Here is a 25,955-nt window from a genome sequence, read left to right as displayed (position 1 = left end):
ATTCGTTTATTTAAAAAGGTTTCACAAAATGTTTAACATAGCGTAATCAAGTTTTTTTGGAGGTGATTTAATGGGGAATACGGATGTTATTTACTATGGAAACACAAGTTGAAAGAGGTGCGACGACAGAAATCAATCCCAAATAAGTACATGAGGAGTGAGCACGAGCACATGTATAAAAAAGCACATAGACTTCTGAGCATGATAATAGTAATCCTAATAGCGTTGAACTCGTTTCAAATGACTATGGGCACCAAGGTTCAGGCAGCCGGCAGCCCCGATACGTTTGAAGCTGCGACAGGGACGTTGACGCTGAATGGTTCATTTCCCGCTGGTGGGTTAAAGACTCAAATTGATACCGCTATTAACCCTTTAGGCAAAGCTTATGCGGATATTAAAGTATTAATTGTAAAAGCCGGCGTAGTCGGCGTTGGTAAATTAAGTGACGGTGGTAATGATACAACTGGAATAATTACGCAACTAACAGGCCTTATAGATTTCCAATTGATTGGTACCTCTACCGTACAAAGCTCATCATCCGCACCTGGGGATAACATTGTTGTGAAAAACTTTTTCACCACTACAAATTCCCAGCTAAAATCCGCTACGTTTCAAAATGCAACGACGATTAGTGCCAATGCATTCCAAAATATGAGCAGTATGACGACTCTCGTCATCCCTAAGGTGGTGACAGTAGCAAGTACAAACACCTTCACAGGCTGCTCAGGTCTTACTTCGATTACGCTTGGCGCAACTCCCCCTAGCTTGACATCCGGCACAATAACTCAGTTATTAAGTAACTTAGCCCCAAGCGCGATATTCTTTGTCCCTTCTGCCAATCTCTCAACATACCTGGCTACTGCCCCTTGGAACACGATTTCAACCCGCATAAGCGCCATCCCGTCAGGGGATGATCTAACCTTATCGCTCAGTTCCAGCCATCCGAACATTGTGAGTGTCGACGAGAGTACGCCTTCTATACAGGTGATCGAAAAAACAAGCCTTGAGCAGCTTGATGCGCAAGCCTCTTACGGCACTGGCACTGTCCTAAGGGTAATGGATGCAAACGGCATTCCCAAAAAGGAAGTAGCAGAGCTTGTTGCAGGCGATAAGTTTGTAGTGATTGTGGGGAGTACAAAAAAAGAATACACCGTTCAAGTGATCCATTATACGTTGGAAAACTTGGCGTTGAATCCGAATGCAAGCAACGTGAAAGTCAGCTCCTTCCGAAGCGGTAATGATCCTATGAACGCCTTTAATGGCGCTTCCACAGGCAACGCAGGCAGCGGATATCAAGTTGACGGCTCTCAAAGCACAACAGCCAATATTAATGCAGGCAAAAATACGTTCTGGCTTGCCCTGGACTTAGGCCAGGTGAAGAAAATCGACCAGTTTAGCGTGGCATGGGGCACGAATGTGGGCGATTTAACGACGAGGCTCAAAGATTCGACATATCGCGTTGAATATACCAACGACCCTGCTAAATGGTCTTCGCTGTCAAACGCGACCGTTGCTGGCTCGAACGGTATTGCGTCCGGTTACAGCAAACCATCGGGCTGGAGCCTTGCCTATGCGCAAGATGTGACGCAACTGCCGGATGCAAACGGAAACAAGGTATTTATGAGCAATCTTACATCTCCAATTAATGCTCGCTATGTGATGGTGACGGGCGAGTTGGCAAGCAACTGGATTGAAATTTATAATTTCTTTGTTTTCCAAAAGGAAATCAGCAATACTGTGCCTACACAGCCAGTCTACCCTACAGGGGATTTGGCAAGAATCATACCCGATTATGCAGGATTGAGCCTTACAGTCGGGCGGCCGGCTATTGTAAGGAAAGATACAACGGTTCCTAAGATCGATATTACAGCCACAGAAAACATTGCGGTTTCCGGCGTGCTGAAGGATCCCAATGGAGCAATCGTTTATACGCTCGCAAGCCAGAATATGGCAAGCGGCGCAACAAAGGTAATCACGCCTAATGTAACAGCTTCCGCGCTCGGTACTTATGTCTTTGAATTTACAATTGCGGGAAGCAAAACGGTATTTGATAAGATCTATTTCACGGCTGTAGATGATGACATTACAAATTACAGCTATACCAAGCCGTATCCTGCATTATCATTGAGTGGCGGCAAGCTGATCTATGTGCCGGATTATCGGGGCAATACCGTGATGGATTACTCCAATGCCGGGTATAAGGGCGGCGGCGTTGATATTCCGAATGTACCTGTAAAAATAATTCTTGAGCCTTCGGCAGACAGCAGCTCTGATGATACTGATCGCATTCAAAATGCAATCAACATGCTTGGACGCATCGACCCCGATAATACGGGATTTAGAGGCGCGATATTGTTAAAGGCAGGCACTTACAGAGTGAGCAGCTCGATTAAGATTTCCAGCAGCGGTATTGTCATTAAGGGCGAAGGTGATGATCATGAAGGCATCGAGACTCATAATACGCCTCTTAGCCCTACCAACTGGAAGGATTACACCCACTCTGAGGCACCGCAGCCTAACGTCACGAAGGTTGTTGCCACATGGATTGCCAGCTCGTACGACAAAAATACAGCCATATTCAACTTTGTCGGCGCAGGAACGTCCACTAGCGGCAGCGCAATCAAAGTTGTCGATCAGTATGTACCAGCAGGCGGACATACGATAAGACTTGAGAGTATCAGCGGGCTTAGCGTTGGAGACACGGTTAATGTTCGCAAAGCTGTTAACGCAGCATGGGCGCAGGATCTTAGAATGGACGTCATTACAGATGCGCCAGGCATACCGTCGGCCAATCAATGGGCGGTCAACGGAGTTGTAGACAGTTCGTATGCAACCACGGATGAAGAACGCACGATCAAGTCCATTAATCCCGCTACGAATGAGATTACACTTCTGGAGCCGTTGGCGGATGTGCTGGACATGAAGTATGGCGTTTCAACTGTTACAAAGTATAACCCGACAGGCAGAATTAACAATGTCGGTATTGAGAATATGCAGATGATCTCAAGGTTCGATGCATCGACGACAGCCATCAATACCGCATTTGGTGTAGACTATTTATCCTATAACGATGAGCTTCATGCCGAGCTGGCGGTTCGTTTCGGCAATGCGCAAAATGCATGGGCAAGAACCATAACCACGTACCACATCGACAGTGCCGTGGCTATTGCGAGCGGTGTCAGCAAGGTTACGATTCAGGATGTCAACTGCCTCGAGCCTGTCAGCGGCACGGGTGGGGAACGCAGGTACAATTTTTCAAACGCAGGCGGCACCTTAGTGCTCAATCAACGTAACTATTCGCGATATACGCGTCATGGATTTATTGTGATGGGTAATGTCGTTGGGCCGAATGTATTTTATAACGACAGGACCGATTATCAATTTGATGCGAACGAGCCTCACTTAAGGTGGTCGACTGGCGGGTTGTACGACAATGTCAACGGTCGAATTTACCTGCAAGACAGATGGAACAACGGAACGGCGCACGGCTGGTCGGGGGCGAACTATACGCTTTATAACAATACCGGTTTCTATATGATCAGCCAGAATCAGCTTGCTGCCAATTACCTGTTTGGCCAGTCGGGCGTCAGATTACCGTTTGTTATGGATGCGGTGGATCCAGGTAATGTTCCGAATTTCCGCGCCTATGAGTATAGCAACGGAAGTAAAATGACACCTGGAAGCTTGTATATGCAACAGCTGAAGGACAGGATGGGGCAACAGGCAGTTGATAATACGAATAGAAGCGCTATTCCTGCCTATACGGACCAGTCCGGCGATTTTGCTTCCCAATTCGCCACGTTGACGGGAATCTTCGTAGATGGCGCACCTCTCGCAAGCTTCAACAAAGATGTGCTTGTTTACACGGTGCCTGTCGCGTTGGATTATACGGTGCTGCCTGTCATTACGTACACGGCGGAGCCCGGTACGACGGTGACAACCTCTGCCAGCGGCAGTAATGCCGTTTTACTTACCGTGAGCAAACCGGGTAAAAAGGATAGCATTTATACGGTTAATTACGGCATTATCAACAAGTCCGTTTATATCACTTCAAGCACAGGCGGCTCATCGGTCAATAACCTGCTTGACGGATCCACAACGACCTCATGGTCGTCGTCAGGCACGCCTTGGGTTCAGTTCTATCTTGGCGACAAACCTGTGTTTATAGATAGCGTATCCCTTGGGTATTCCAGAGACACGCAAGTCAGAAGGTCATATTACTTTGATTTATTGATTTCAAACGACGGTTATAACTGGACGAAGGTGACGGCAAGCAATTGGCAGCAGGATAACCTTGGCAACGGGCATATAATGGGCAAAGAGGTTATGCCAGGATCAGACGGCGATTCGGCCTCTGACTATGAAACATTTATATTCCCACCCAACATTTCGGCTAGATTGGTGCGTGTAGCTATGTACGGCGCCAGAGCAGGCTCAGGCACGGGCACAACCAATACCAACAAGTATTGGGCCATTAATGTCGGAGCGGCAGTCAGCGGCGGACCGCTAACAGTTGCGAAGCAGCCTCAAAATGCAGCCAAAAGGGAAGGCTTCACTGCGACATATACGGTAACGATGTCCGGTGGCACAAGGCCATACAGCTACCAGTGGCAAGTGTCTAAGGACAATGGCGTGACATGGAGTAATGTTACGAGCGGCACTGGCATAAATACAGTGGCTTATACAACAGGCCCGATCACGGCAGATATGGATGGGTACAAATATAGATCAAAGGTAACCGACTCGGATTCCGGGAGCCCACAAATTACGTACTCAAACACGGCAACGCTCACAGTCAAGCAAGATACGGGCATCACCGTAACGCCCATCGATACAAGTGTCTCTGTATTTGACAATGTGATTTACAGCAGAACCGCAACCCTAAGGAACACCTCATTTGTGTACGGCTTATTGGGGTATGTCGATATTAAACCGGTCGGTTCAACGGTGTTTGTCATTCCTTCAAATGTAGCGCCTAAGACGGAGTCTGTGGCGGCATTTGAAGACGCACTCGCCACATATTGGCCTCCGGATGATGATAATTTGAGAGACAGTAAAAAGAGCTATATCCGAAAATCCGGCGAACAAATTCGGGATGGCGATCATCTTCTTATCATTAATCCAACAAGAACCGGCGTTGAAAGATATATTGTCAATTATGCCAAAATGGATGAGGCCAGCGTGGTGAGCGCGGATAAGTCGGTCCTTACGTTCGACAAGATCAAGGGTCAAAACACAGCGCCGGATAGTATCGTGGGCAATCTCATTCTGCCTACAACTTCGATCTACGGCTCGACAATCAGTTGGAAGGTCGACAGCAATACAAACTTAACGGCAACCGGAGTTGTGAAAAGACCGCTGCACGTAGCGGGAGATGCGAAAGTTACGTTAACGGCCACCCTTACAAGCGGAACTGTAACAGATACGGTAGTATTTAATCTGACAATATTGAAAAAAGAGGCGGATGAGCTCGCTAGCAGCAACGCAACAGTCAACGCAAAAGGAAGCTCGGAGGCAGGCTATCTTTGGGGTTTGACGGTTGATAACGCCTCGAAAACGATCACGGGATTGGCGGCTTCCATGAGTGTTGATGCGTTTAAGAATGGGCTTATCATGGATCCGGCCGCAAGGTTGAAAGTAGTGACAAGCGCTATAGGAAGCACTGTAACGGCTGTTACATTTGCAGATGCAGTAGAAACAACTAAAAACGTGGCAAATGGCAATCTATTAATCGTACTGGCAGAGGACGGCATCACGTTAAATAAATTCACAATCACGTTAAAACCGACTGCAGCAACGCCAACAGCGATAGCTGTGCCCGGTAAAAAGTACAATACGACAAAATTAACCGGATTATTGGCCGAAACAACCTATCAGTATGTCATTAGAACCGCAATAGGCGCTCCTTCGGCGTCGACGTGGAACACAGCTTCCGTACAATTTACAACTGGCGCAAAGGAAACAGAAAAAGATAATCTGTTTGTGGCCCAAGGCAGCTATCTATATATTCGAGCAGCGGAAACGGCAACGATATCTGCATCGAGTTCCATGTATATACTTATAGACGTAAGCCAAATAAACAAAACCGTTGATGCATCAGCCCCAACTGTAACGCTTCAGCCTGGTTCCAACCATTTGACAACCAAACTGACCGGCTTGCTTTCGGGAACGGCTTATGAGTATATCGTCAACACGAGCGCGCAAGAACTCGACAACTGGGATGCCGCCTTACTATTCACAACGGGTGCCAGCGAAATGACGAGGGACAATGTGCCGGTAACGACAGGTCAATACCTGCATATCAGGTTTTCCGCCACAGACAGCAAAGATGCTTCTTCTGAGAAAAATATCTATGTGACGGCAGATCTCGTAAAAGTGAAGCCTGCTAATACGATACCGCAGTCCAGTGCGGTTCCGGGAACGCTTGGGGGCACAACCAAGTTGACAGGTTTATTGCCGAACACAACGTACAAGTACATTATCAACACCAATAGCGACAACCCAGCAACAGACGCCTGGGATCATAAAGGGCAGTCAATTATAACGGGGAATGGCCAAACATCGTATGACAATATTGTTTCATCACCCGAGCTTTACATGCATGTAATGGCCGTTGAAAACAGCAGTAATGCCAATTCGCTGCCACAGAATTATTTGATAGGAGTCGGAGGCGTTAAAAGCTTGATGCAGGGTGTTATGCCCACAGCAGCAGCGGTGCCGGGAACGGCTGGCAGCACCATGAAGCTGACAGGATTATTGCCAGAAACAGCCTATGAGTTCGTGGTTACCGATGCACTTTCGTCGCCTAAGAACACCACTTGGGGCGAGGGAATCGTTATTAGAACCAAGACAGGTGTTGGTGAAACCGCAATCGATAATATTGACGTACCTGCGGATCTCGGTAATATGCACGTCAGAACCGGCGGAACCCTAACAAATTCGCCATCCGAGTCGCAAAACTTTGTTATTTTGAATGGATATGTGAATAACGCCGCAGGAACACTAAGCAATAATGCCTATGTGACAGCTTCGACAAGTGGTCCCGGCTATATTCCTGGCATCATCGTCAGCGGTAAAGCGCCGAACTTCACGATATTAAATGTGCCGGAAGGGGCGACAAAGGAGGCGTTGAAAGCGACACTTCTCAAAAACAGCAAAGCTGTCTGGAAAGTGGTCGCAAACGCAACCGTGTCGGCAACGGTGAAAGACGCTGCGACGTTTAACAGCGCAAGGGAAATTTCTACAAATGTATTAAATAACAATGTCCTTACTGTACTTGCCGAAGACGGTAAAACGGTTCAGCGGTATACGATTTCAACTATTCCTGCGAATGCCGTGCGCGTAACAAGTATAACGGTATCTAAAGCGACATTTAGCATTGTCAAAAACTCAACTCAACAGCTTACGGCAACCGTATTGCCAGCAGGCGCATATAATAAAGCTGTTAATTGGAACTCCTCCGACGAGAGCGTTGCCACTGTTGACGAAAACGGTGTAGTCACTGCAGTTGGAATGGGAACCGCGATGATCAATGCGATAACTGTGGACGGTGGATTTGTGGCCACATCGACGGTTACCGTAACGACATCCGCTCCAACGACCCCAACGGAGGATGGTACGGCAAACAAAGCAGGAACCGTTCAGAACGCCAACTTCAATATCATCGTGAATGCAGAAACGGGAGCAGCGGTAACGGCGAAAGTGGGAGGCGCGAACGTCCTGCAGTCAGGATTGAGCGTAACAGCTGAAAATAATAAAGCGACGCTGCCGATTGACTTCACCAAACTATCAGTTGGCACCAATGATATTGTGATTGTGGCTAAAGATGGGGCGGGTAACGTTTCGGGTGTATTGACGGTTACCGTAACGAAGGAAACAATTAAGCCAAGTTCGAACGCGGATTTGAGCGGCATTAGCTTGTCATCGGGTGCGTTGAATGAGACGTTTGCTGCAGCAGCAACAAGCTACACACAGAGCGTAGCGAACAATCTTGTGAGTCTGACAGTCACACCGACGACTGCAGATGCAAGGGCAAGCGTGAAAGTGAATGGTACAACCGTTACAAGTGGTCAGCCGAGCCCAGCAATTCCGCTTAGCGTAGGGGCAAATGCGATTACGATCGTCGTAACGGCGGAGGATAACTCGACGAAAACTTATACGATCCTTGTCACAAGACCCAGCAACAATGCGCAGCTATCCAGTTTGGCAGTCGATCGAGGTACGTTATCACCAGCGTTTTCGCCATCAAATCCGAATTATATGGTGGATCTGCCTAACTCGGATTCAAGCATCAAGCTTTTCTTAATTAAAGCTGACTCAAACGTAACGATTACGGTGACAGGTGCGGTTTATAACACGGTGACAGGCAATGTGTATTCCTATAGTGCTTCAAACTTGATTGTCGGATCTAACCTGATTGAGATTAAAGTAACGGCGCAGGATGGTACGACGGTGAATCCGTACTTTGTTACAGTGAACCGCGCACCAGAGATAAGCGGCAACGCAGACTTGAGCAGTATGACGCTGTCGAGCGGTGACCTAAGTCCTACGTTCGGATCCGAGACAACAGTTTACACATCCAGTGTGGTTAATGGTGTAACAAGCCTTACCGTAACGGGAAATGCATTTAACAGTAAGGCCACGATGACCGTAAACGGAAATCCTGTAGTAAGCGGTCAAGCTAGCAGTGCAATCAATTTAAATGTAGGCAACAATATAATTACCATCGTAGTGACAGCACAGAATAGCACAGCGAAGACCTATATCGTTACAGTGAACCGCGCAAATGCTGAAACGCCTTCAACGCCTGGCAGTAGCAGCGGAACATCCACGAGTAACACTGTTACGTCCTCAGATGGTAATTTAACGGTGCCTATAGGCAAAACCGGCGAGGTTAGTTTGGGTGATTTGGTCAAGATTTCGATACCTGCCGATGCTACAGACAAAGAACTGAAATTAACGGTTGAAAAAGTGCTGGATACTCAAAGGCTTCTAACGGATAAAGACGTCCTAGCCAGCCTGATCTATGAGATTTTGAAAAACTTCTCTGAAAACTTTAGTAAACCCGTATCGCTGGACTTTGTTTTCGATCCGGCAAGCTTGAAGAACAACCAAAAGCCGGCTGTATTTTATTTTGACGAAGCGAAGAAGGTATGGGTGGAAGTAGGCGGCAGTAAAGTAAACGGGGACCACATCACCGTTGAGGTCAATCACTTTACGAAATATGCGGTATTCGCCAAAGACCTAGCGGCGGAAAAGCCAATAGAGCCCGCTACAGATACTAAACCGACTGTTAACTTGAGCGATATCACAGGACATTGGGCAGAAGTGAGCATCAAGAAAGCGGTAAACAGCGGAATCGTCAATGGTTATCCAGATGGCACATTTAAACCGAATCATACGGTGACACGTGAGGAATTTGCTGTGATGCTTATGAACACACTAAAGCCGCAAGGAGAAGGAGCGGTACTGACCTTCACAGATACAGCAAAAATTGGTAACTGGGCGCAGAAAGCAGTCGCGCAAGCGTTCCAAGCCGGTATTATTAAGGGGTATGAGGACGGGAGCTTCCGTCCAGAGGCAGAAATTACACGCGCGGAGATGGCCGTGATGCTTGCTAATGCATGGGGTCTGGCTGTCGAAGCAGACACTGTAACCGGCTTCGCGGACGACAAAGATGTTCCGGCCTGGTCAAAAGGTGCTGTAGCTGCGATGAAAAAACAAAAAATTATCGAAGGTAAAGGCGCCAACGAATTCGCTCCAACGGCCGCAACAACGAGAGCAGAGGCTGTAACGGTGCTGCTGAACATGCTGGCCCAAAAGAGCAAGTAACGTTTAAATCATTTGGAGAGCGAAATTAGGGTTATTCTGCAGGTAGCGAACAGGCTGCTTGTGGAATAACTCTTTTCTTTGTTCCTAGAAATTAGCTCTTAAAAATGGTTCCAATGAGAGCTGTCAAGCCCAATCCAATGCATAGCGTTCATTCGAGTTGACTAGATGATACCATAGGCTTATAATACATGCATGAGCATGCATCTAAATGAATCATGTTAGAGTAACAGCAACTTATACAATGAACAAAAGGAGAATGAACATGATAGATTTATTTACCCCCTATCAACTTAAAGGACTTCAACTGAAGAATCGGGTCGTGATGCCCCCTATGTGCCAATACTCGGTAAGCAATAAAGACGGTATTGCCAATGACTGGCATTACAACCATTATCTCAGCCGGGCTGTTGGAGGCGCAGGTTTAATTATTATTGAGATGACCGACGTGGACCCCGATGGGCGAATTACCGATTATGATTTGGGACTTTGGTCTGATGATCAAATTCCGGCTCTCGCACGCATTGTAGAGGCCAGCCACTCACATGGAGCGAAGGTCGGGATTCAAATTGCTCATGCTGGACGCAAGGCGGAAGACGTCGCTGTTCCTGTAGCTCCTTCGCCAATTCCGTTTAATGCCAGTTCGCCAACCCCCCGTGAACTTACGACGCAAGAAGTGAAGAACATGGTGGAGAAATTCCGTCTGGCTGTGCGACGCGCAGTTATAGCGGGTGTTGATGTGATTGAGCTTCACGGTGCACACGGCTATTTGATCCACCAGTTCCATTCTCCGCTAACCAATCACAGAACAGATGAATATGGCAATGATTTGACCAAATTTGGTGTGGAAGTTATCCGTGCAGTAAAAAGTGAAATGCCGGCAGATATGCCGCTTATTATGCGTATCTCTGCACAGGAGTATGTAGACAACGGCTATGGAATCAACGAAAGCTTGGCGTTTAGCAAGGTTTATAAAGAGGCAGGAGTGGATATTTTCCACGTAAGTGCGGGCGGTGAAGGGCCAATCGCAGCAGCAGGGAAGCCCGGAACACATGTTGCATACCAAGTACCGTTGGCCAGACAAATCAAGAAGTCCCTAGACATTCCGGTTATAGCCGTAGGAAGACTCGATGAACCAGTCCTAGCGAATGCCGTTATTGGAAACGAAGATGCCGACCTCGTTGCCGTTGGCCGTGGCATGCTCAAAAACCCTTACTGGACTTTGAGTGCCGCATCTGAGCTTGGTAAAGAGACGACGATTCCAAAACAGTATGAATATGCGTTTCCCAAAAACAACAGATAACCATGTCAAAATCAAAACGAATCCATGAAAAAAATGATATAATAATGGGGAGTACTTAAAGGAAAGGGAAATTTTATGGAATTCGGTGGTTCAAATAACCTTGTGACCAACTGGTTGTCATTAACCCATATTCACATGCATATCGCCGGTGAATTAGAACAAGCCTTACAAGCGAAACATCAAATTTCTTTAAATGAATTTTATATGCTTTTGTTTTTGTCCGAAGCCCCCGATAAAAAGTTGCGATTGCAGCAGTTGGAATCGATGGTTGGATTGAGCCAGAGCGCTATGTCGAGACTTGTCAGCCGATTCGAAGCAAAGGGCTGCCAATCTTTGAAAAGATATAGCTGCGATGAAGATCGCCGGAGCATTTATACGTCACTGACTGTAATCGGGCAGCAAAAGGTCGACCAAGCTTATGTCACTTTTCAGGCTGAGCTTTCGAAAGCAGTGTCTGAAAAAAAGCTTGAAACCGTTTTGGAAAAGATGTTCCATCATAAACAAATGCCCTAACATGCAAAAAAACAAAAAGCCCCAACGCCTTGTCATTTAGGCATTGGGAGCTTTTTGCTACATTAGGAATTGGATAGTCGAAGAATGCGAGAAAGAATTCTTTATTAGTATGTCATTCCTTTACGGCGCCAATTACAATCCCTTTGACAAAGAAGCGCTGAAGGAAGGGATAGACGACGAGGATAGGAAGGGCGCCGATAAAAATCTGTGATGCACGGATGGTTCGTTGCGATAGATTGGCAACTGCCTGTGGATCTAACTTCGACATATCGGCTTGAACGATAATCGTTTGCATGAAACTGGCGAGCGGGAGTTTTTGAGAATCTTTCATATAGATCAAACCGTCAAAATAGGAGTTCCAATGTCCTACCATAATAAACAAGGAAACAGTCGCAATGGCCGGCATGGCCATGGGCAAGTAAATCATGAAGAAAGTTCGGAAATGGCCGGCTCCGTCGATAAAAGCCGCTTCTTCGAGATCTTTTGGGATGGCACGAAAGAAGTTCAGAAGCAGAATGATGTTAAAGACCACAACCAATCCAGGTAGAATAAGCGCAAGCATGGAATTCATTAGACCAAGTCGTAGGATAAGAATATAGCTTGGAATCAGACCTCCGCTGAATAGCATGGTAATGACAAAATACCAAAGATAAATATTGCGTGCACGGAAAACTCGGGCATCTTTGGAGAGGGCGTAAGCGGCGATCGTGTTAACGAACATGGCAAGCACCGTACCGATGACAGTCCGCTCAACGGATATCCACAAGGATGCAATGAAATTGTCGTTGTTAAACGTTTTTGCGTAGGCTTCAAAGGTAAAACCGATCGGCCAAAACGTAACCAACCCAGCGTTGGCGGGAGCGGATGAGCTTAAGGATACCATCAGCAAGTGCAGTAATGGCAGCATGCAGAGAATGGATACAGCAGCCAGCAGCATGTAGTTGAATAGGGCAAATACACGATAAGGCAGCGTTTTGTGGTACATGAGTGGTCACTCCCTTTTAGAAGATCCGGTATCCGGCGAATTTATAAGCGAGACGATAGGATATTACGATTAAGATTAAGCTGATCATCGATTTGAATAATCCGACCGCCGTAGCAAAGCTGAATTGTCCGCTGAGAAGACCCTGCCGATACACGAACGTGTCAATAATATCTCCCTGTTGATAGATCATTGGACTGTACAAGTTAAATACCTGATCGAAGTTGGCGTTCAGTACGTTGCCGAGTGCCAATGTGGCAACAACGATAACGATTGGCATGAGTGAAGGTACGGTGATATGTATCGTTTGCTTTAGGCGGTTCGCCCCATCAACTTCGGCTGCTTCGTAAAGCGCTGGATTAATACCGGCAAGCGCTGCAAGGAAGATAATCATATTAAATCCGAATTCTTTCCAGACATCGCTGAAAATAATGGTAAATCGGAACCAACTGCCATCGCCTAGAAAGAAAATCGCCTTCGTACCGAGCACATTTGTAAGGAATAGGTTAATGAGACCGGTCTGGGCAAGCATATCGATTAGAATGCCTGAAAGTGTGACCCAGGAAAGAAAGTGCGGCAGATAGACGAGCGTTTGAATGGATCTTTTGAATCCCATGTTCCTTACCTCATTCAGCAACAGAGCGAAAGTAAACGGAATGACTAGGTTCATCACGATCTTGGAACAAGCAAAGAACAGGGTATTCCAAGTAATCTGCATAAAATATTCATTTTCAAACATGTAGCGAAAATGTTTCAGGCCCACCCAGGGGGAGCCGGTAATTCCCAAAGAGGTTTTATAATCTTGAAAGGCCATCAGGACACCCGTCATTGGAATATAAGAAAAGATAAACACCAAAATGGCAGCCGGCAGCACCATGATATGCAGCATCCATGGTTGCTTATAGCGGCTTTTTCTTTTTACATGTTGAGGGGTCTCGAAGGTCGCATGCTTTACGGTATTCGCATCCATAGTTATCTCCCGTTCCATAATTTTGATTTGTTTAAAATAAGAAACCTTGCTATAAATAGTAACAGGAAGTTCGGCAACCGGACTATATGACATTGTTAGGATTGATATGGTTTTGTTAGGGAACCTGGAGGGATCGATGATGGAGTTAAGTAAAAGCATGGCATTTGTAAAAAAAGGGTGGGTATCCGATTTAGTCTGTTTGCCAAAATAAACAGCTTGATCTTAGTTTTGTTCATACCGATCATCATCGTATATTCGTATTCAAACGGCGTGGCATTCGATGTTGTAAGCAAAGAGCTTCAACTATCCAACACGAAGCAATTATCCTTTCTTTCCAGCCAAATTGATTCCCGAATTAATCAAATGATGGATTTTACGTTCACCTTTTCGAAAGATCCGAATGTTCAGAAATTTAATGGATTAAACATATGGGAAGATCGCTATGACCGGATGCAGACCCGATTTGCGGTCCAGGAAAAGATGGTGCTTCAGTCCAGTGTTACGAATATATGGCCAGTCAGATACGCGGTGTATTCGCAACAGAACAAAGAGGCCATTTCAAATTACAACAATACATTAGCCTACAATGAGGAGTATCTGAAAAGAAATTTGACCGGAAAATGGACGTACGGTGACGGTGAACCGATGTCTCCCAATCAACCAAAGGCTTTCTATTGGTTCTATACCGATTCTTACGGCCAGCAGGGTCATCTTACAGGGAGTAATTTGGTGATTGAAGCCAGCTTTAGTGATGAGAACATTCAAAACATGCTGGACACCTATAAAGCCGGAGGGCAAGGTGATCCTTTTTTATACCATAAGGGGAATACACCGATTTTGAACCGCAGCGCATCCAATCCCCTGTTTAGTCAGTTAATTCGTTATTTGGACGAGCAGTCACTCGAAGACACGATGCAAAGGGTAGTCAAATTGGAGGATAAAGACTATTTAGTCAGTGCTGTGAAGTCCCCTCTTTTGGATTGGCATTTGGTTGATATTGTGCCACTTGATCACATATTGGGACCGATATCGTTTAGCCGTAATTTATTTTATTTATCGATGGTTTTGCTGTTTGTCGTCGGTATATCTGCCTCCATATTGCTTTACCGAACCGTGCAGCGCCCAATCAAAAAGCTGATTAGGGGTTTGCAAAGCGTGCAGCGAGGCGATTATTCGGTACGGATCAACGCCAACGATCAAAATGAGTTTTCGTTTCTGTTTTATCGATTTAATGATATGTCGCGACAAATTCAAGACCTGATTGAAAATGTACTCAATGAAAAAATTCGAGCGCGGGAAGCCACTTTGAAGCAATTACAGGCCCAAATTAATCCGCATTTCCTCTACAATTGTCTCGGCTATATTATTAATATGGCCCAGATGAAGGACGAGGAAGCGGTCGTATCGATGGCTTATAATCTAAGTGCCTATTACCGTTACACAACTCGAATGGAGCGGCAAACGGCTTCCTTGAACGAGGAAATTCAACTCCTTGTCAACTACCTGGATATCCAGAAATTGCGAAATGGCAGAATTCATTACAACATCCATATTTCGGAGAATATGCTGACCCAGCTTATACCGCGCTTGATGCTGCAGCCGATCGTAGAAAATGCTGTCATTCATGGAGTAGGAAAGTCATATACATCGGGTGAAATTCGGATTAGCGGTGAAATATCAAACGGTTTCTGCAGGGTTTATATCGATGACGACGGTCCAGGCATGGAACCTGATTTGCTAAAAGCATTAAATCGTAAAATGCGGGAGCCTTTGCAAGAAGAAATGGGCTGCGGCCTTTGGAATACCAATCAGCGGGTGATGCACCAATTCGGCGATCAATCTTATTTGAATTTCACGAAATCGCCCTTAGGAGGATTTCGGACAGAGATTATTTGGGAAATAGGACATGAAGAAGTACAGAGCAAAGCATCTATCCAACAAGGAGGCATACCGCATGCAGATGATCATAGTAGACGATGAAGCTCATTGGGTAGACAACCTATCCATGCACAAACCTTGGCACACACTCGGCATTGAACATGTCCATAAAGCGTATTCCGCACATGAGGCGCTGCAAATTATCGAAACTCATCCTATCGATATCGTGTTATCAGATATTGTTATGCCCGAAATGACGGGGATGGAGCTGATCGAGCGAATCCGCATACACGATAAAAGAATTAAATGCATTATACTATCCGGTCATTCTGACTTTGAATATGCCAAAAAGGCGCTCCAGCATCAGACGGTGGATTACCTTCTTAAGCCCCCGACGGACAACGAATTATTCGGTGCAGTTAAAGCAGCAATCGATCAATTGAACATGGAATGGGAGAACATTAGCTCACATGAGCGTACGCAATATACGCTTCGGGAGAATCTGCCGCTATTGCGCGGTCAACTGCTCCTTGATGCATTGCGGGGCTATCGGATGTCGGCTGAAGCATGGAGCCGCAAACTTGATAACTACGGATTGCCTTTCCATGATGGGGACTGTGCTCTGCTGCTTGTCCGAATGGAGGAAGATTTTGGCCAATACAACAGTAACGATCAGCAATTGATGGAATACGCGATTATCAATATGGCCGAAGAGATTATCGGTGAGTATACAGAAGTATGGGGCGTTAAGGAGGAGCATGGATATCTTGTTTTTTTGCTTCAGTTCAAGGACCATGTTGCTGATATAGGAAAAGAAACCTTTTTGGAAAAGCTGGCTATCCAGCTTCAGTATAAAGTGAAACAATTCCTGAAAGGGTCCTTGTCGATCGTAATAACGGAGTTGTTTCAGTTTCCGGATCAGCTGCAGAGCCGCTATCAGCAAGCTTCGGCCTATTTCAGGCAAATTGTCGGGGATGAACGGGAATTCGTTATGCGGGTCGGAGATTTGGAACGTTCACAGGGACCCCTGAACGCGCTCTACATGCCCCCTTCTTTAATTAGCCTGCTTGAAGCTGGGCGTTGGGACGCAGCGGAAGATAAACTGTTGACCGTGTGCGCGGAGCTGGATGACAAATGGTCCGAGTCATGGGAGCACTGCATGGAGGCAGGATTTCTAATCGCTTCTTCTTTTACTCATCTTGCACATCGGAACGGCCATACGTTAGCTAAGTTAATAGATCCGGATATGGAACCTTTGCAAAGCGGAGAGGCATTCTCTTCGATCAGCAAGCTTCGCAAGTGGTCTCTGGGCGTGCTTGGCAAGTTGAAAGAAGGAACTTCAAATGAAATCAAAGATATACGTTCTCTGTATGTCAAAAAAATCCAAGAGTATGCGGAGAAAAACTTGCATAGCGACGTTTCCCTACGTGCACTTGCAGACCATGTGAACTTGCATCCGACCCATTTATCCAAAATTTATAAGATTGAAACTGGCGAAGGAATAAGCGACTACGTGTTCCGTCTCCGCATGGAACGTGCTTGCCATATACTAAAAACTTCCGAGAAAAAGGTTTACGAAATCAGTATGGAAATCGGATATTTGGATTCAGCTTATTTTATTAAAGTGTTTAAACGTCAGTTTGGGGTAACACCGCAAGAATATAGGGACGACAATTAATAGCCTAACAGAGTCCTATGAAAACTAATAAATTCATATAGATGCCATCCCCCACCAGTTGGTAAAGTAACACATGTAAGGATTTAACACAGTAGGGGAATCAATCATGAGTCATTTCAAAAATCATGGCTGCTGCTCGCAGCTGCTTCACTCATCGTGATCACGGCTTGTAATGGAACCTCCGGTGAGAAGTCGGCCGCTTCCGGTTCGAAAGATACGGCTGCATCCGATGCCGGATTTACCAACGGCAAATATGATCCGCCGATTGAGATTAGTACGGTCGTCATGTTCAATACGCCAAAGAAGTACGTGAAAGGTGATACCAAAGAAAACAATGTCCACGACCGTTGGATGCTGGATCAGCTCGGTATCAAGCACAAAGATACCTGGTATCCTGCCGGCGGGGATCAATATAAGCAGAAGCTACAGCTTGCTATTGCTTCCGGAGAGAAACTGCCTGATTTCGTATACGTACCAACCGATCCTGTATTAACGAATCAACTGATCGATTCCGGCCAGTTTCTTGCCATTGATACGCTGTTTGATAAGTATGCCAACAAAACTTGGAAAGACCATGCCATCCAACATCCGGAATTGTGGTACCCTTTCACCAGGAATGGCAAGAAATACAATCTGCCCATTCTTGAATATACCGACAATGACGATACGCTGCTATGGCTCCGGGAAGATTGGATGGAAAAGCTGAATCTTAAGGCTCCCAAGACGATCGCTGAATTAGAGAACGTGATGGACAAGTTCAAGAACCAGAACCCAGATGGGCTTTCACCGAAAGATGTCTATCCACTCTCGATGACCTTGAAAGATAAAACGAACACATGGTTGGGCGGACTCGATTGGCTTTTCGGGGCATACGGAACGATTGAGGAGCAATGGAACAAAGATTCTAATGGCAATCTGGAATATGGCTCAATCAATCCAGGAGCTAAGCAAGCGCTCGCCAAGCTGCAAGAATGGATGAACAAAGGTTATATTCATCCCGACTCTGCTTTATGGGACGAGAATAAAACGGCGGAGTTTTGGACAAAAGGGAATGCGGGCGTTTTGCCTGGAGCCAACTGGATACCGGACTGGCCAGGTCCCGATTTGCTGAAAAACGTCAAAGGTGCAAAGTTTAAAGCTTATCCGGTTCCAGCAGGCCCAGATGGGCTGGCGGGTACGAAATGGCAAAATACTGGCGTGAACAGCAGCTTTATGATTAATAAAGATGCCAAGCATCCCGAAGCCATTTTCCTATACTACAACTATATGCTTGATAACTTGGCCAACCCACCCACTGGAAGCAAATTCGAAAACGGCTTTGCAAAAGGCTACGACTGGGACATTGTGGACGGAAAACCGACCAGTGATAAAGACAAAATCAAGGACTTCAGCAATGATTTCACCTTCATAACCGGACCAGCGCGGATTCCAGATTTGTATATGAAGACGCTGGTAAAACTTGCGGACGGTAAAGCGCCGGAAACTCCTTACGAGAAGCAGATTGCGGATTTCCGCAAGCCTGAGAACTGGTATGCTGCGAAGGTCGTCATGTCCCAAATGGACATCCGCAAGCAAAACTATTTCACCGGTGCGGCGACGCCAACGATGATTTCCAAATGGAACCTTTTGCGCCAGTCTGAGCTGGAAACCTTCAACAAAATCATCTATGGCAAACTGCCGATCAATGATTTTGACCAATTTGTTGCCAGTTGGAAGGCTAACGGCGGAGAGCAAATTACAAAGGAAGTTAACGAGTGGTACAAGTCTGTATCCCAAAAATAAATGAAACACCAAAAACGGTAGAAAAATGATGGAGCAAGGATAGACCTTGCCCCATCATTTTTTTGTTTGAAACCTCATATGAATTTATCTACTTTGGGAAGATATCTCAAGGGTTTTCGGACCAGAAAGATTGTAAGTCGGCGCAGAATACTGTTCTTCCATATTAAAAAAAGATAAGTGTCCTTAATTCACGGTATCCCTCTTTCCCGCCTCCTAAGGTACACTTCAATCATAACAACGATGATAGGGTGATGAAAGATGAACTATACAGAGGTCAAGCCTGGACTGAAAAAGAATCAAGGACAAACGTCGAAAAAACCAGGGTTATTTTCGTACTACACTAGGTTTAAGGTGCTGTACTTATTGTCGATTCCGGGCATTGTTTACTTCTTGATTTTCAAATATATCCCGCTGACTGGCTCGGTAATGGCGTTTCAGGACTACAGTATTTTTACCGGAATATGGAAAAGTGAATGGATCGGTCTGGCGAATTTCCGACGCATGGTAGAGTACGCAGACTTCTGGCGCATCTTTAAAAATACGATGGCCATCGGTTTCTACACCCTGTTCTTCGCGTTCCCGATTCCGATCCTATTGGCATTGATGATGAACGAGCTGCGCAATCAAGTGTTTAAGCGTTTTGTGCAAACGGCCGTTTACTTACCGCACTTTCTGTCTTGGGTCGTGGTCGGTGGGATTGTCATAGAAATTCTGAATCCGACAAGCGGTGTTGTCAATTACATCGTAACGCTGTTTGGGCATGAGCCGATTTACTTCATGGGCGAGGATTCTTACGTGCGGACGATTATCGTCAGTTCTAGCGTTTGGCGCGATGCTGGCTGGAGCACGATTATATATTTGGCGGCGATGAGCGGGATCAATCCCGATTTGTATGAAGCCGCACAAATCGACGGTGCCAGCCGATGGAGACAGACATTCTCAATAACGATTCCTAGCATATTGCCTACAATAACGATTCTGTTTCTGCTGCAAATCGGCAATTTTCTGGATTTAGGCTTTGAGAGGGTTTTCGTCTTCTTAAACCCGTTAAATAATGCCCACGGCGATATTTTAGATACGTACATTTATCGGGTCGGCCTCATTCAAAGGGAATATAGCTACACGACAGCAATCGGTCTGTTCAAGTCGGTTATCGGACTCATTCTAATCGTAACGGCTAATCTGTTCAGCAAAAAAACAACCGGTGAAGGTTTATACTAAGAGGAAGGAGCTGGACCACCATGTCATCATTGAATAAACCAAGCCGGTTGAGCCTGCTTAACCCAATAGGGTTGGTGTTAATCAGTTTAATTTTGGTTTTGCCAATTATTAATATTGTTTCCCAATCTTTTAGTGGTCCTGTAGCACTTAGTACAGGGAAGGTCGTGCTATGGCCCGTGCAATTTACTGTTGATAACTACACGATGGTGCTCAAGCAGGCAGCTATATGGAGAGCTTTTGGCGTCAGTGTAATCGTTACTTTCTTCGGTACATTGATCAGTCTATTCATGACAGCAAGTCTGGCTTATCCTTTATCCAGACACGAGTATAGGGAGCGCAAGTACATTTTACTGTTGGTTTTAATTACAATGATTTTTCACGCTCCTTTAATACCTAACTATTTGCTTGTCCGTTCACTTGGACTGCTCGACAGCTTGTGGGCTTTGATGCTGCCCGGCGCGATTAGTGCTTTTAATTTGTTCGTAATGCGTTCCTTCTTTCTGTCTATTCCCAATGAACTGATTGAATCAGCACGTATTGATGGAGCAGGAGAGGCTCGAACGATATGGAGCATTATTTTGCCGCTGTCAAAGCCTGCTATGGCGACGATGAGCATTATTTATTCCGTTGCGTTGTGGAACAATTATTCCAATGCGCTTTATTTTATTAATAAACGTGGGCTGTTTCCGCTTCAGGTTAAGCTTAGGGAATTCGTTGTCACTGATTCGTCGGATTTAGCCAATACGGCAGGCGATATTGCCAATTTATCACCAGAAGGACTCAAGATGGCTGTTATCGTTATCGCGACGATTCCCATCATGCTTGTATACCCTTTCCTGCAAAAGCATTTTATTAAAGGGATGTTAATCGGTTCGATTAAATCGTAAAAGCTGTATAATAAAGATCAACTCAGCTTAAAAAACACAATGTTCCGACTTTATCTTTCACGATAAGATGATCACGAAACAACTACATACCATATAGGGGGATAATACAATGAAAGCATGGCTGAAAACAGGTCTTGTATCAACGCTAGCATGCTTGGTTATAGCTGGTTGCTCCAATTCTTCAACCAGGACAGGAACCACGACAGAGACACAGAAACCGCAAGCGCCGGCGAAGATTTCAATTTCCATGAGCGACTCCTTAAACAAATACGCGCTTGGAAGCACGGATATCAACAATGACAAATGGGTAAAGAAGCTAGGCGAGTTAACGAATACGCAGCTTGACCTGCGCCTTGTTCCGCATGCGGAATTCAAACCGAAGACCGCTTTAATGTTCGCCAGCACGGATCTTCCAGATGTGATGCACACGATTCAAGGGATGTTCCCGGAAGGACCGGATATGAGTGGCGCAATTAAAGGCGGACTGTTTATGCCGCTCGACGATCTGATCAAGGAGTATGGCAAGGATTTATTGAAAGCGATTCCTCAGCAGGCTTGGGACGAAGTGAAGTATAACGGGAAAATTTATGCGATTCCGGAATATTTATCCCATCCGAGCCGCCGGGCAACGTTCATCCGCAAAGATTTGCTGGATCAAACGGGGTTGCCGGTTCCGAAAACGGTGGATGATTTCCTGAACGTACTGCGCGCGATGAAGAAAAACGGAGTCGCCGAGCCTTACGCGTTCCGCAAAGATTTTGTGTATTCCGATGTCATTTTTGGAGCCTATGATGTCATGCCTTACAGCACGATGTTCGAGAAGATTGGCGATCAGGTCGTTCCTAAATTTTTCAAAGTGGAAGCGATGCAAAAGGCTTTGACGGTTTATAAGACAATGTACGATGAAGGCTTGATGGCGAAGGATTTTGCCAGTCTAGACGGTAACAAATGGACGAATAACATTAATGCGGGTAAATCGGGCGTTTGGAACCATAATGCGAACCTGATGACGAACTGGGTCAACACGACCAAGCCAGCTAATCCGAAAGCCGTGGTCATGATCATTCCTTCTCCGGTCGGCGATGATGGCAAGGGCGGTATGATGAAGTACAGCTACACCGGCGGATTGTCTTATATCAATAGCAAAGTTAGCAAAGAAAAGGCGATCGCGATCGTGAAAATGATGAACTACATGGTCACAGAAGCGGGAGATAAATTTTTCAACTTCGGTATTGAAGGCGATACGTATACGATGCAGGATGGCAAGGTGGTCTATAAGCAGCCTACAACACCGGAAGCGACGCTTGAGGAGCAGTTCCGCTCCGTTATGCTGAGAATGGTTGAGGATACTGCGCTGAACAGAACGCTGCTGAACACAACGGAGGACGGCAAAAGATTGATTCAACAATTCGATTCGATCGTAACCAAGGAAGGTCGCAATGGTATCTCCTTCGCGCCGGAGCTTGCATCTAGCGGCAAGTTTACGGATGCAGGTCTGAAGTTCTCCGATATGCCTCCGGTTATTCTGGATCATATGTTGAAGATGGTGTACGGCAAGGAGCCGATCTCCGATTGGCCGAAGGCGCTGGAGGATTGGAAAGCCAAAGGCGGTAATGAGATCATTAAGGAAGCTACTGAGCGCTACAATAAAAAAGAAGGCGTCAAGATGGGTGACTAAAAAAACAGCTTGTGATATTGGCGGAAAGCATTTATCCTCTGGGTGGGGGATAAATGTTTTTTGCCATAGAGGGAGGGCGGCTTGATGAAGCATATTCTGGTTGTAGACGACGAACCGCTTATTCTTAGAGGTCTGGTTTTGATGCTGAAGCAGCATCCGTACAACTTTGAATCCATACGAACGGCGAGTAACGGTGTTAAAGCCCTGCAAATGATCGAGGAATCGACACCGCAGCTGTTATTTACAGATATCCGCATGCCCAAAATGGGTGGACTCGAGCTGTGCAAACAAGTTCATGACAAATATCCCTTGATTCAAAAGGTGATTATTTCCGGATACGGAGACTTTGAGTATGCCCAAACCTGCATGTCCTATGGCGTGAAGGAATACTTACTGAAACCGTTTACGCCTGCAAAAATTAACGATCTGTTGAATAAAATCATTTTACAGAGCAACCATACAGTGTTTTCCATATCTAAATATGAGGATTGGATCGAGAAAATTGTGGAGGCGATGTGGTTGCTGCGTATTGACGATGTGGAGGCTCATCTGGAGGAATTGAGATCATATTGTATGTCGGCTTCCACGTCGGATTCCGATTTCATACAGCTGCTTAAGGACTGCTTGCCGATGCTGAAAAAGCGCTTGTCGCTCCGCAGCTTTCATCCTAGGACCGAAGAGCTCGCCGACACGACCGATAAGCTTCAATATTTCATGCAGATGCAAGTGCAAATCTTGAAAATAATCGACGAGCTGGCGCTGCAGCGGGGCGGGAAGGATTTAATGCAGAAGGCCAAGTCCTATATGGATGAGCATATTACGCAGGATCTATCGCTTGAGGATGTTGCTGAATATCTCGGCATTACTCCGCCTTATTTAAGCCTGCTGTTCAAGAAAGTGCACAAGGAAACATTCGTGCAATACAGAATTATGAAGCGAATCGAGTTGGCGAAAAAGATGCTGGAAATGCCGCACTACCGGACGAACGATATCGCTTACGAGGTCGGCTATGAGAATTACCCGCATTTTTCTAGAATGTTCAAGAAAGTGACCGGACTTTCACCGCTCGAATACCGGCATACGATGGGAATCAAATAATGAAGCCATCCTTAGCCCGCAGCATTTTTGCCTATATTGCATCTGTCGTTCTGATCTCGGTCATTTCGATCGGCTTTTTCTCCTATTACATTTCATCAAATAAGCTCCGGGAGCAAAGTGAACAGCATCTGACTGAAATCGTGTCTAATGCCGTAAACCATACAGATTTATATTTGAAAATTTACGAGCGGGCGCATTTGTCCCTTTTTACCAATGGCGATGTGAAGAAATTTCTCGATGACCCGCCGACGGGTGATTATGAGTATTATAAGTTTACGGATAACCTGATGTATCACGTGATTAATCCGCTATTTATCAAATCGCCGGAGATCATGACGGTATATTTGACCGATTATAATAACCACATGGTCTACTATGAGAACCCGGCTTTGCGGCCCATCGTGGATCCGGTGCCTGCTTTTACATTGGAAGAGCTGGACCAAGAGGCAGATCCCCAAGGGAATTTAACGATTATTAGCAACAGCGTGTTCTCGGAGAGCAACAATCAATTCATTACGTTGGCCCGCAAAATCCATGGCGCCGTGTTCAACGAGTTCAAGGGGATACTCGCAATTGAGATTAAGGCAGATGAGTTCTCAACCTTGTGGAAGGGGATCAACCTGGGGCCTAACGGTTTTTTTGCTATCGTGGATAATGATGGACGCATCGTTTATCATCCGGACAAAAAGCGGATAGGTACCTCGGTGAATGCGGAACTGTTAACAAAAATGGAAGGGAATCCCCTGAGATCGTTCAAGGATTCGTCGTTCGGAGATGAGCGATTGATCGTTAGCTCGAAGTCTGCGTATACAGGCTGGAACCTGATGGTTTCCATCCCGACCGCGGACATCAATAAGCCATTATCCAGCATTCGTTACTCTTCCTTCTGGGTAGGGGGAGTCACCTTGTTGATTGCCCTGCTGCTTTCCTATCGATTTGGCCGAAATATTACGAAGCCGATACAGATTTTGAAAAATGGCATGCGCCAGACAGAAAAGGGAAACTGGGTCAAGATTCCGCAACTGCAAACGAGAAATGAGCTTGATGAGCTGATTCATCGCTACAATTTGATGGTCGTGAGTCTGTCAGAACTCATGGACACCCTGTATCGAACTGAACTAAGCAAGAAAGACGCCGAGCTGGAGCGTCAAAAGGCGGAGCTGCAATCACTGCAGCTGCAAATTAATCCACATTTTCTCTATAATACATTGGAAAATATTATTGTGTATGCCGTGATTCAACAGTCATCGGAAATTACCGAAATCGTAGACGCAATTGCCTCGATGTTTCGTTATTCCGTGCAGACACATATTGAGGAGACGGCGATTGTTAATGAGCTCAAGCATGTGCTGAACTACATGACCATTATGAAACATCGGGTAGGACGAGAGTTCGAGCTGGATGTGCGGATTCCACCTGCATATTTCTTAAAGAAAACGGCTCGGCTGACCCTTCAGCCGCTCATCGAAAACATCTTCCAGCATGGGTTCTCTGATGGGATCGAAGAGTACCATTACATTCGCCTCGATGCGTCGATTCAGGACGATGATCTGATCATTGTCCTGGAGGACAACGGCGTCGGCATCTCGCCGGAACGCCTTGCCGAACTGCAAAATCAGCTCGACGCCAATCAATTGGCCGAAGCCAAGCCGCATAGGGGCATGGGCAACAGCGGCGGCATCGGGCTGATGAACGTGCACCGTCGTATTCAGCTCGTGTTCGGTGAGAATTACGGCCTGCGCATCGATAGCGAACTCGGCCGAGGCACGCGCATCTATATCCGTTTCCCGGATATAGGCACATAAACGTCCCCTCCCCCTTACCTGAAGTGGGGGGGCTTGGCTGCCTGTCATTGATCCAGCTATGCCAAGCTCCCTAATTCAAATCCGAACCCGAACCTGAGCCCGAACCTGAACCTGAACCTGAACCTGAGCCTGAGCCTGAGCCTGAGCCTAAACTAACTTAAAACCCGCGCATCCATGCCTTCCAATCTCCAAGACTTTCAAGTAGCCAATTACTCCAGTTTTAACCCGTACTGTCACCGACACCCGCATCCTACAACGTATAAGCACCCGCACCAGAATACACACTCCAACTCCAACTCCAACTCCGAACCCCGAACCCCGAACCCCGAACC

The 25,955-nt window shown here is 46.1% G+C and carries 13 protein-coding genes; 11 read left to right on the top strand and 2 right to left on the bottom strand.

Features of this window, described 5'->3' with window-relative positions:
• Positions 1-201 precede the first annotated feature (201 nt).
• The 3 genes from FU659_RS09405 to FU659_RS09395 all read left to right on the top strand — a co-directional run bounded on the left by FU659_RS09405 (position 202) and on the right by FU659_RS09395 (position 11,644).
• Positions 202-9,831 (top strand): S-layer homology domain-containing protein, encoded by a 9,630-nt coding sequence (locus FU659_RS09405; protein ID WP_187274027.1) that lies wholly within the window; start codon positions 202-204, stop codon positions 9,829-9,831.
• Positions 9,832-10,093: 262 nt separating this feature from the next.
• Complete coding sequence (locus FU659_RS09400) at positions 10,094-11,131, top strand: NADH:flavin oxidoreductase/NADH oxidase (RefSeq protein WP_147947338.1); 1,038 nt, start codon at positions 10,094-10,096, stop codon at positions 11,129-11,131.
• Between the two features lie 75 nt (positions 11,132-11,206).
• A complete protein-coding gene (locus FU659_RS09395) occupies positions 11,207-11,644 on the top strand; it encodes a MarR family winged helix-turn-helix transcriptional regulator (protein WP_147947337.1) in 438 nt (145 codons plus the stop codon).
• A 112-nt stretch (positions 11,645-11,756) separates the two neighbouring features.
• Here FU659_RS09395 and FU659_RS09390 read toward each other — a convergent pair whose 3' ends face one another.
• Positions 11,757-12,629 (bottom strand): carbohydrate ABC transporter permease, encoded by an 873-nt coding sequence (locus tag FU659_RS09390; RefSeq protein WP_147947336.1) that lies wholly within the window; start codon positions 12,627-12,629, stop codon positions 11,757-11,759.
• A gap of 16 nt (positions 12,630-12,645) precedes the next feature.
• Positions 12,646-13,515 carry an ABC transporter permease gene (locus FU659_RS09385; protein ID WP_261807727.1) on the bottom strand — a complete coding sequence of 290 codons (870 nt, stop codon included), beginning with the start codon at positions 13,513-13,515 and terminating at the stop codon, positions 12,646-12,648.
• Between the two features lie 258 nt (positions 13,516-13,773).
• Between FU659_RS09385 and FU659_RS09380 the strand changes: the two genes are divergently transcribed.
• From FU659_RS09380 to FU659_RS09345, 8 genes are all read left to right on the top strand, one after another.
• Positions 13,774-15,576 carry a sensor histidine kinase gene (locus tag FU659_RS09380; protein WP_261807721.1) on the top strand — a complete coding sequence of 601 codons (1,803 nt, stop codon included), beginning with the start codon at positions 13,774-13,776 and terminating at the stop codon, positions 15,574-15,576.
• Entirely contained in the window at positions 15,551-17,152 is a 1,602-nt protein-coding gene (locus tag FU659_RS09375) for a response regulator transcription factor (protein ID WP_147947334.1), read from the top strand. The genes FU659_RS09380 and FU659_RS09375 overlap by 26 nt, the downstream gene beginning before the upstream one ends.
• 156 nt (positions 17,153-17,308) lie before the next feature.
• Entirely contained in the window at positions 17,309-18,934 is a 1,626-nt protein-coding gene (locus FU659_RS09370; protein ID WP_261807720.1) for an extracellular solute-binding protein, read from the top strand.
• 258 nt (positions 18,935-19,192) lie between these two features.
• Positions 19,193-20,155, top strand: a complete 963-nt coding sequence (locus FU659_RS09365; protein ID WP_147947332.1) for an ABC transporter permease — start codon at positions 19,193-19,195, stop codon at positions 20,153-20,155.
• Positions 20,156-20,175: 20 nt separating this feature from the next.
• Complete coding sequence (locus FU659_RS09360) at positions 20,176-21,042, top strand: carbohydrate ABC transporter permease (RefSeq protein ID WP_147947331.1); 867 nt, start codon at positions 20,176-20,178, stop codon at positions 21,040-21,042.
• Positions 21,043-21,151: 109 nt separating this feature from the next.
• Positions 21,152-22,720, top strand: coding sequence for an extracellular solute-binding protein (locus tag FU659_RS09355; protein WP_147947330.1), 1,569 nt, complete (start codon positions 21,152-21,154; stop codon positions 22,718-22,720).
• A gap of 84 nt (positions 22,721-22,804) precedes the next feature.
• The gene (locus tag FU659_RS09350) at positions 22,805-23,818 is read left to right on the top strand and encodes a response regulator transcription factor (protein ID WP_147947329.1); all 1,014 of its coding nucleotides are present in this window, start codon (positions 22,805-22,807) and stop codon (positions 23,816-23,818) included.
• Positions 23,818-25,623: a cache domain-containing sensor histidine kinase gene (locus FU659_RS09345; RefSeq protein ID WP_147947328.1), complete on the top strand. Its 1,806-nt coding sequence runs from the start codon at positions 23,818-23,820 to the stop codon at positions 25,621-25,623. Before FU659_RS09350 ends, FU659_RS09345 begins: the two co-directional genes overlap by 1 nt.
• Positions 25,624-25,955 lie beyond the last annotated feature (332 nt).

Source organism: Paenibacillus sp. N3.4, from assembly GCF_008017805.1.
Classification (GTDB): Bacteria; Bacillota; Bacilli; order Paenibacillales; family NBRC-103111; genus Paenibacillus_E.
Note: the sequence above shows the minus strand (reverse complement) of the source record. Positions and strands in the feature narration are given on the sequence as shown.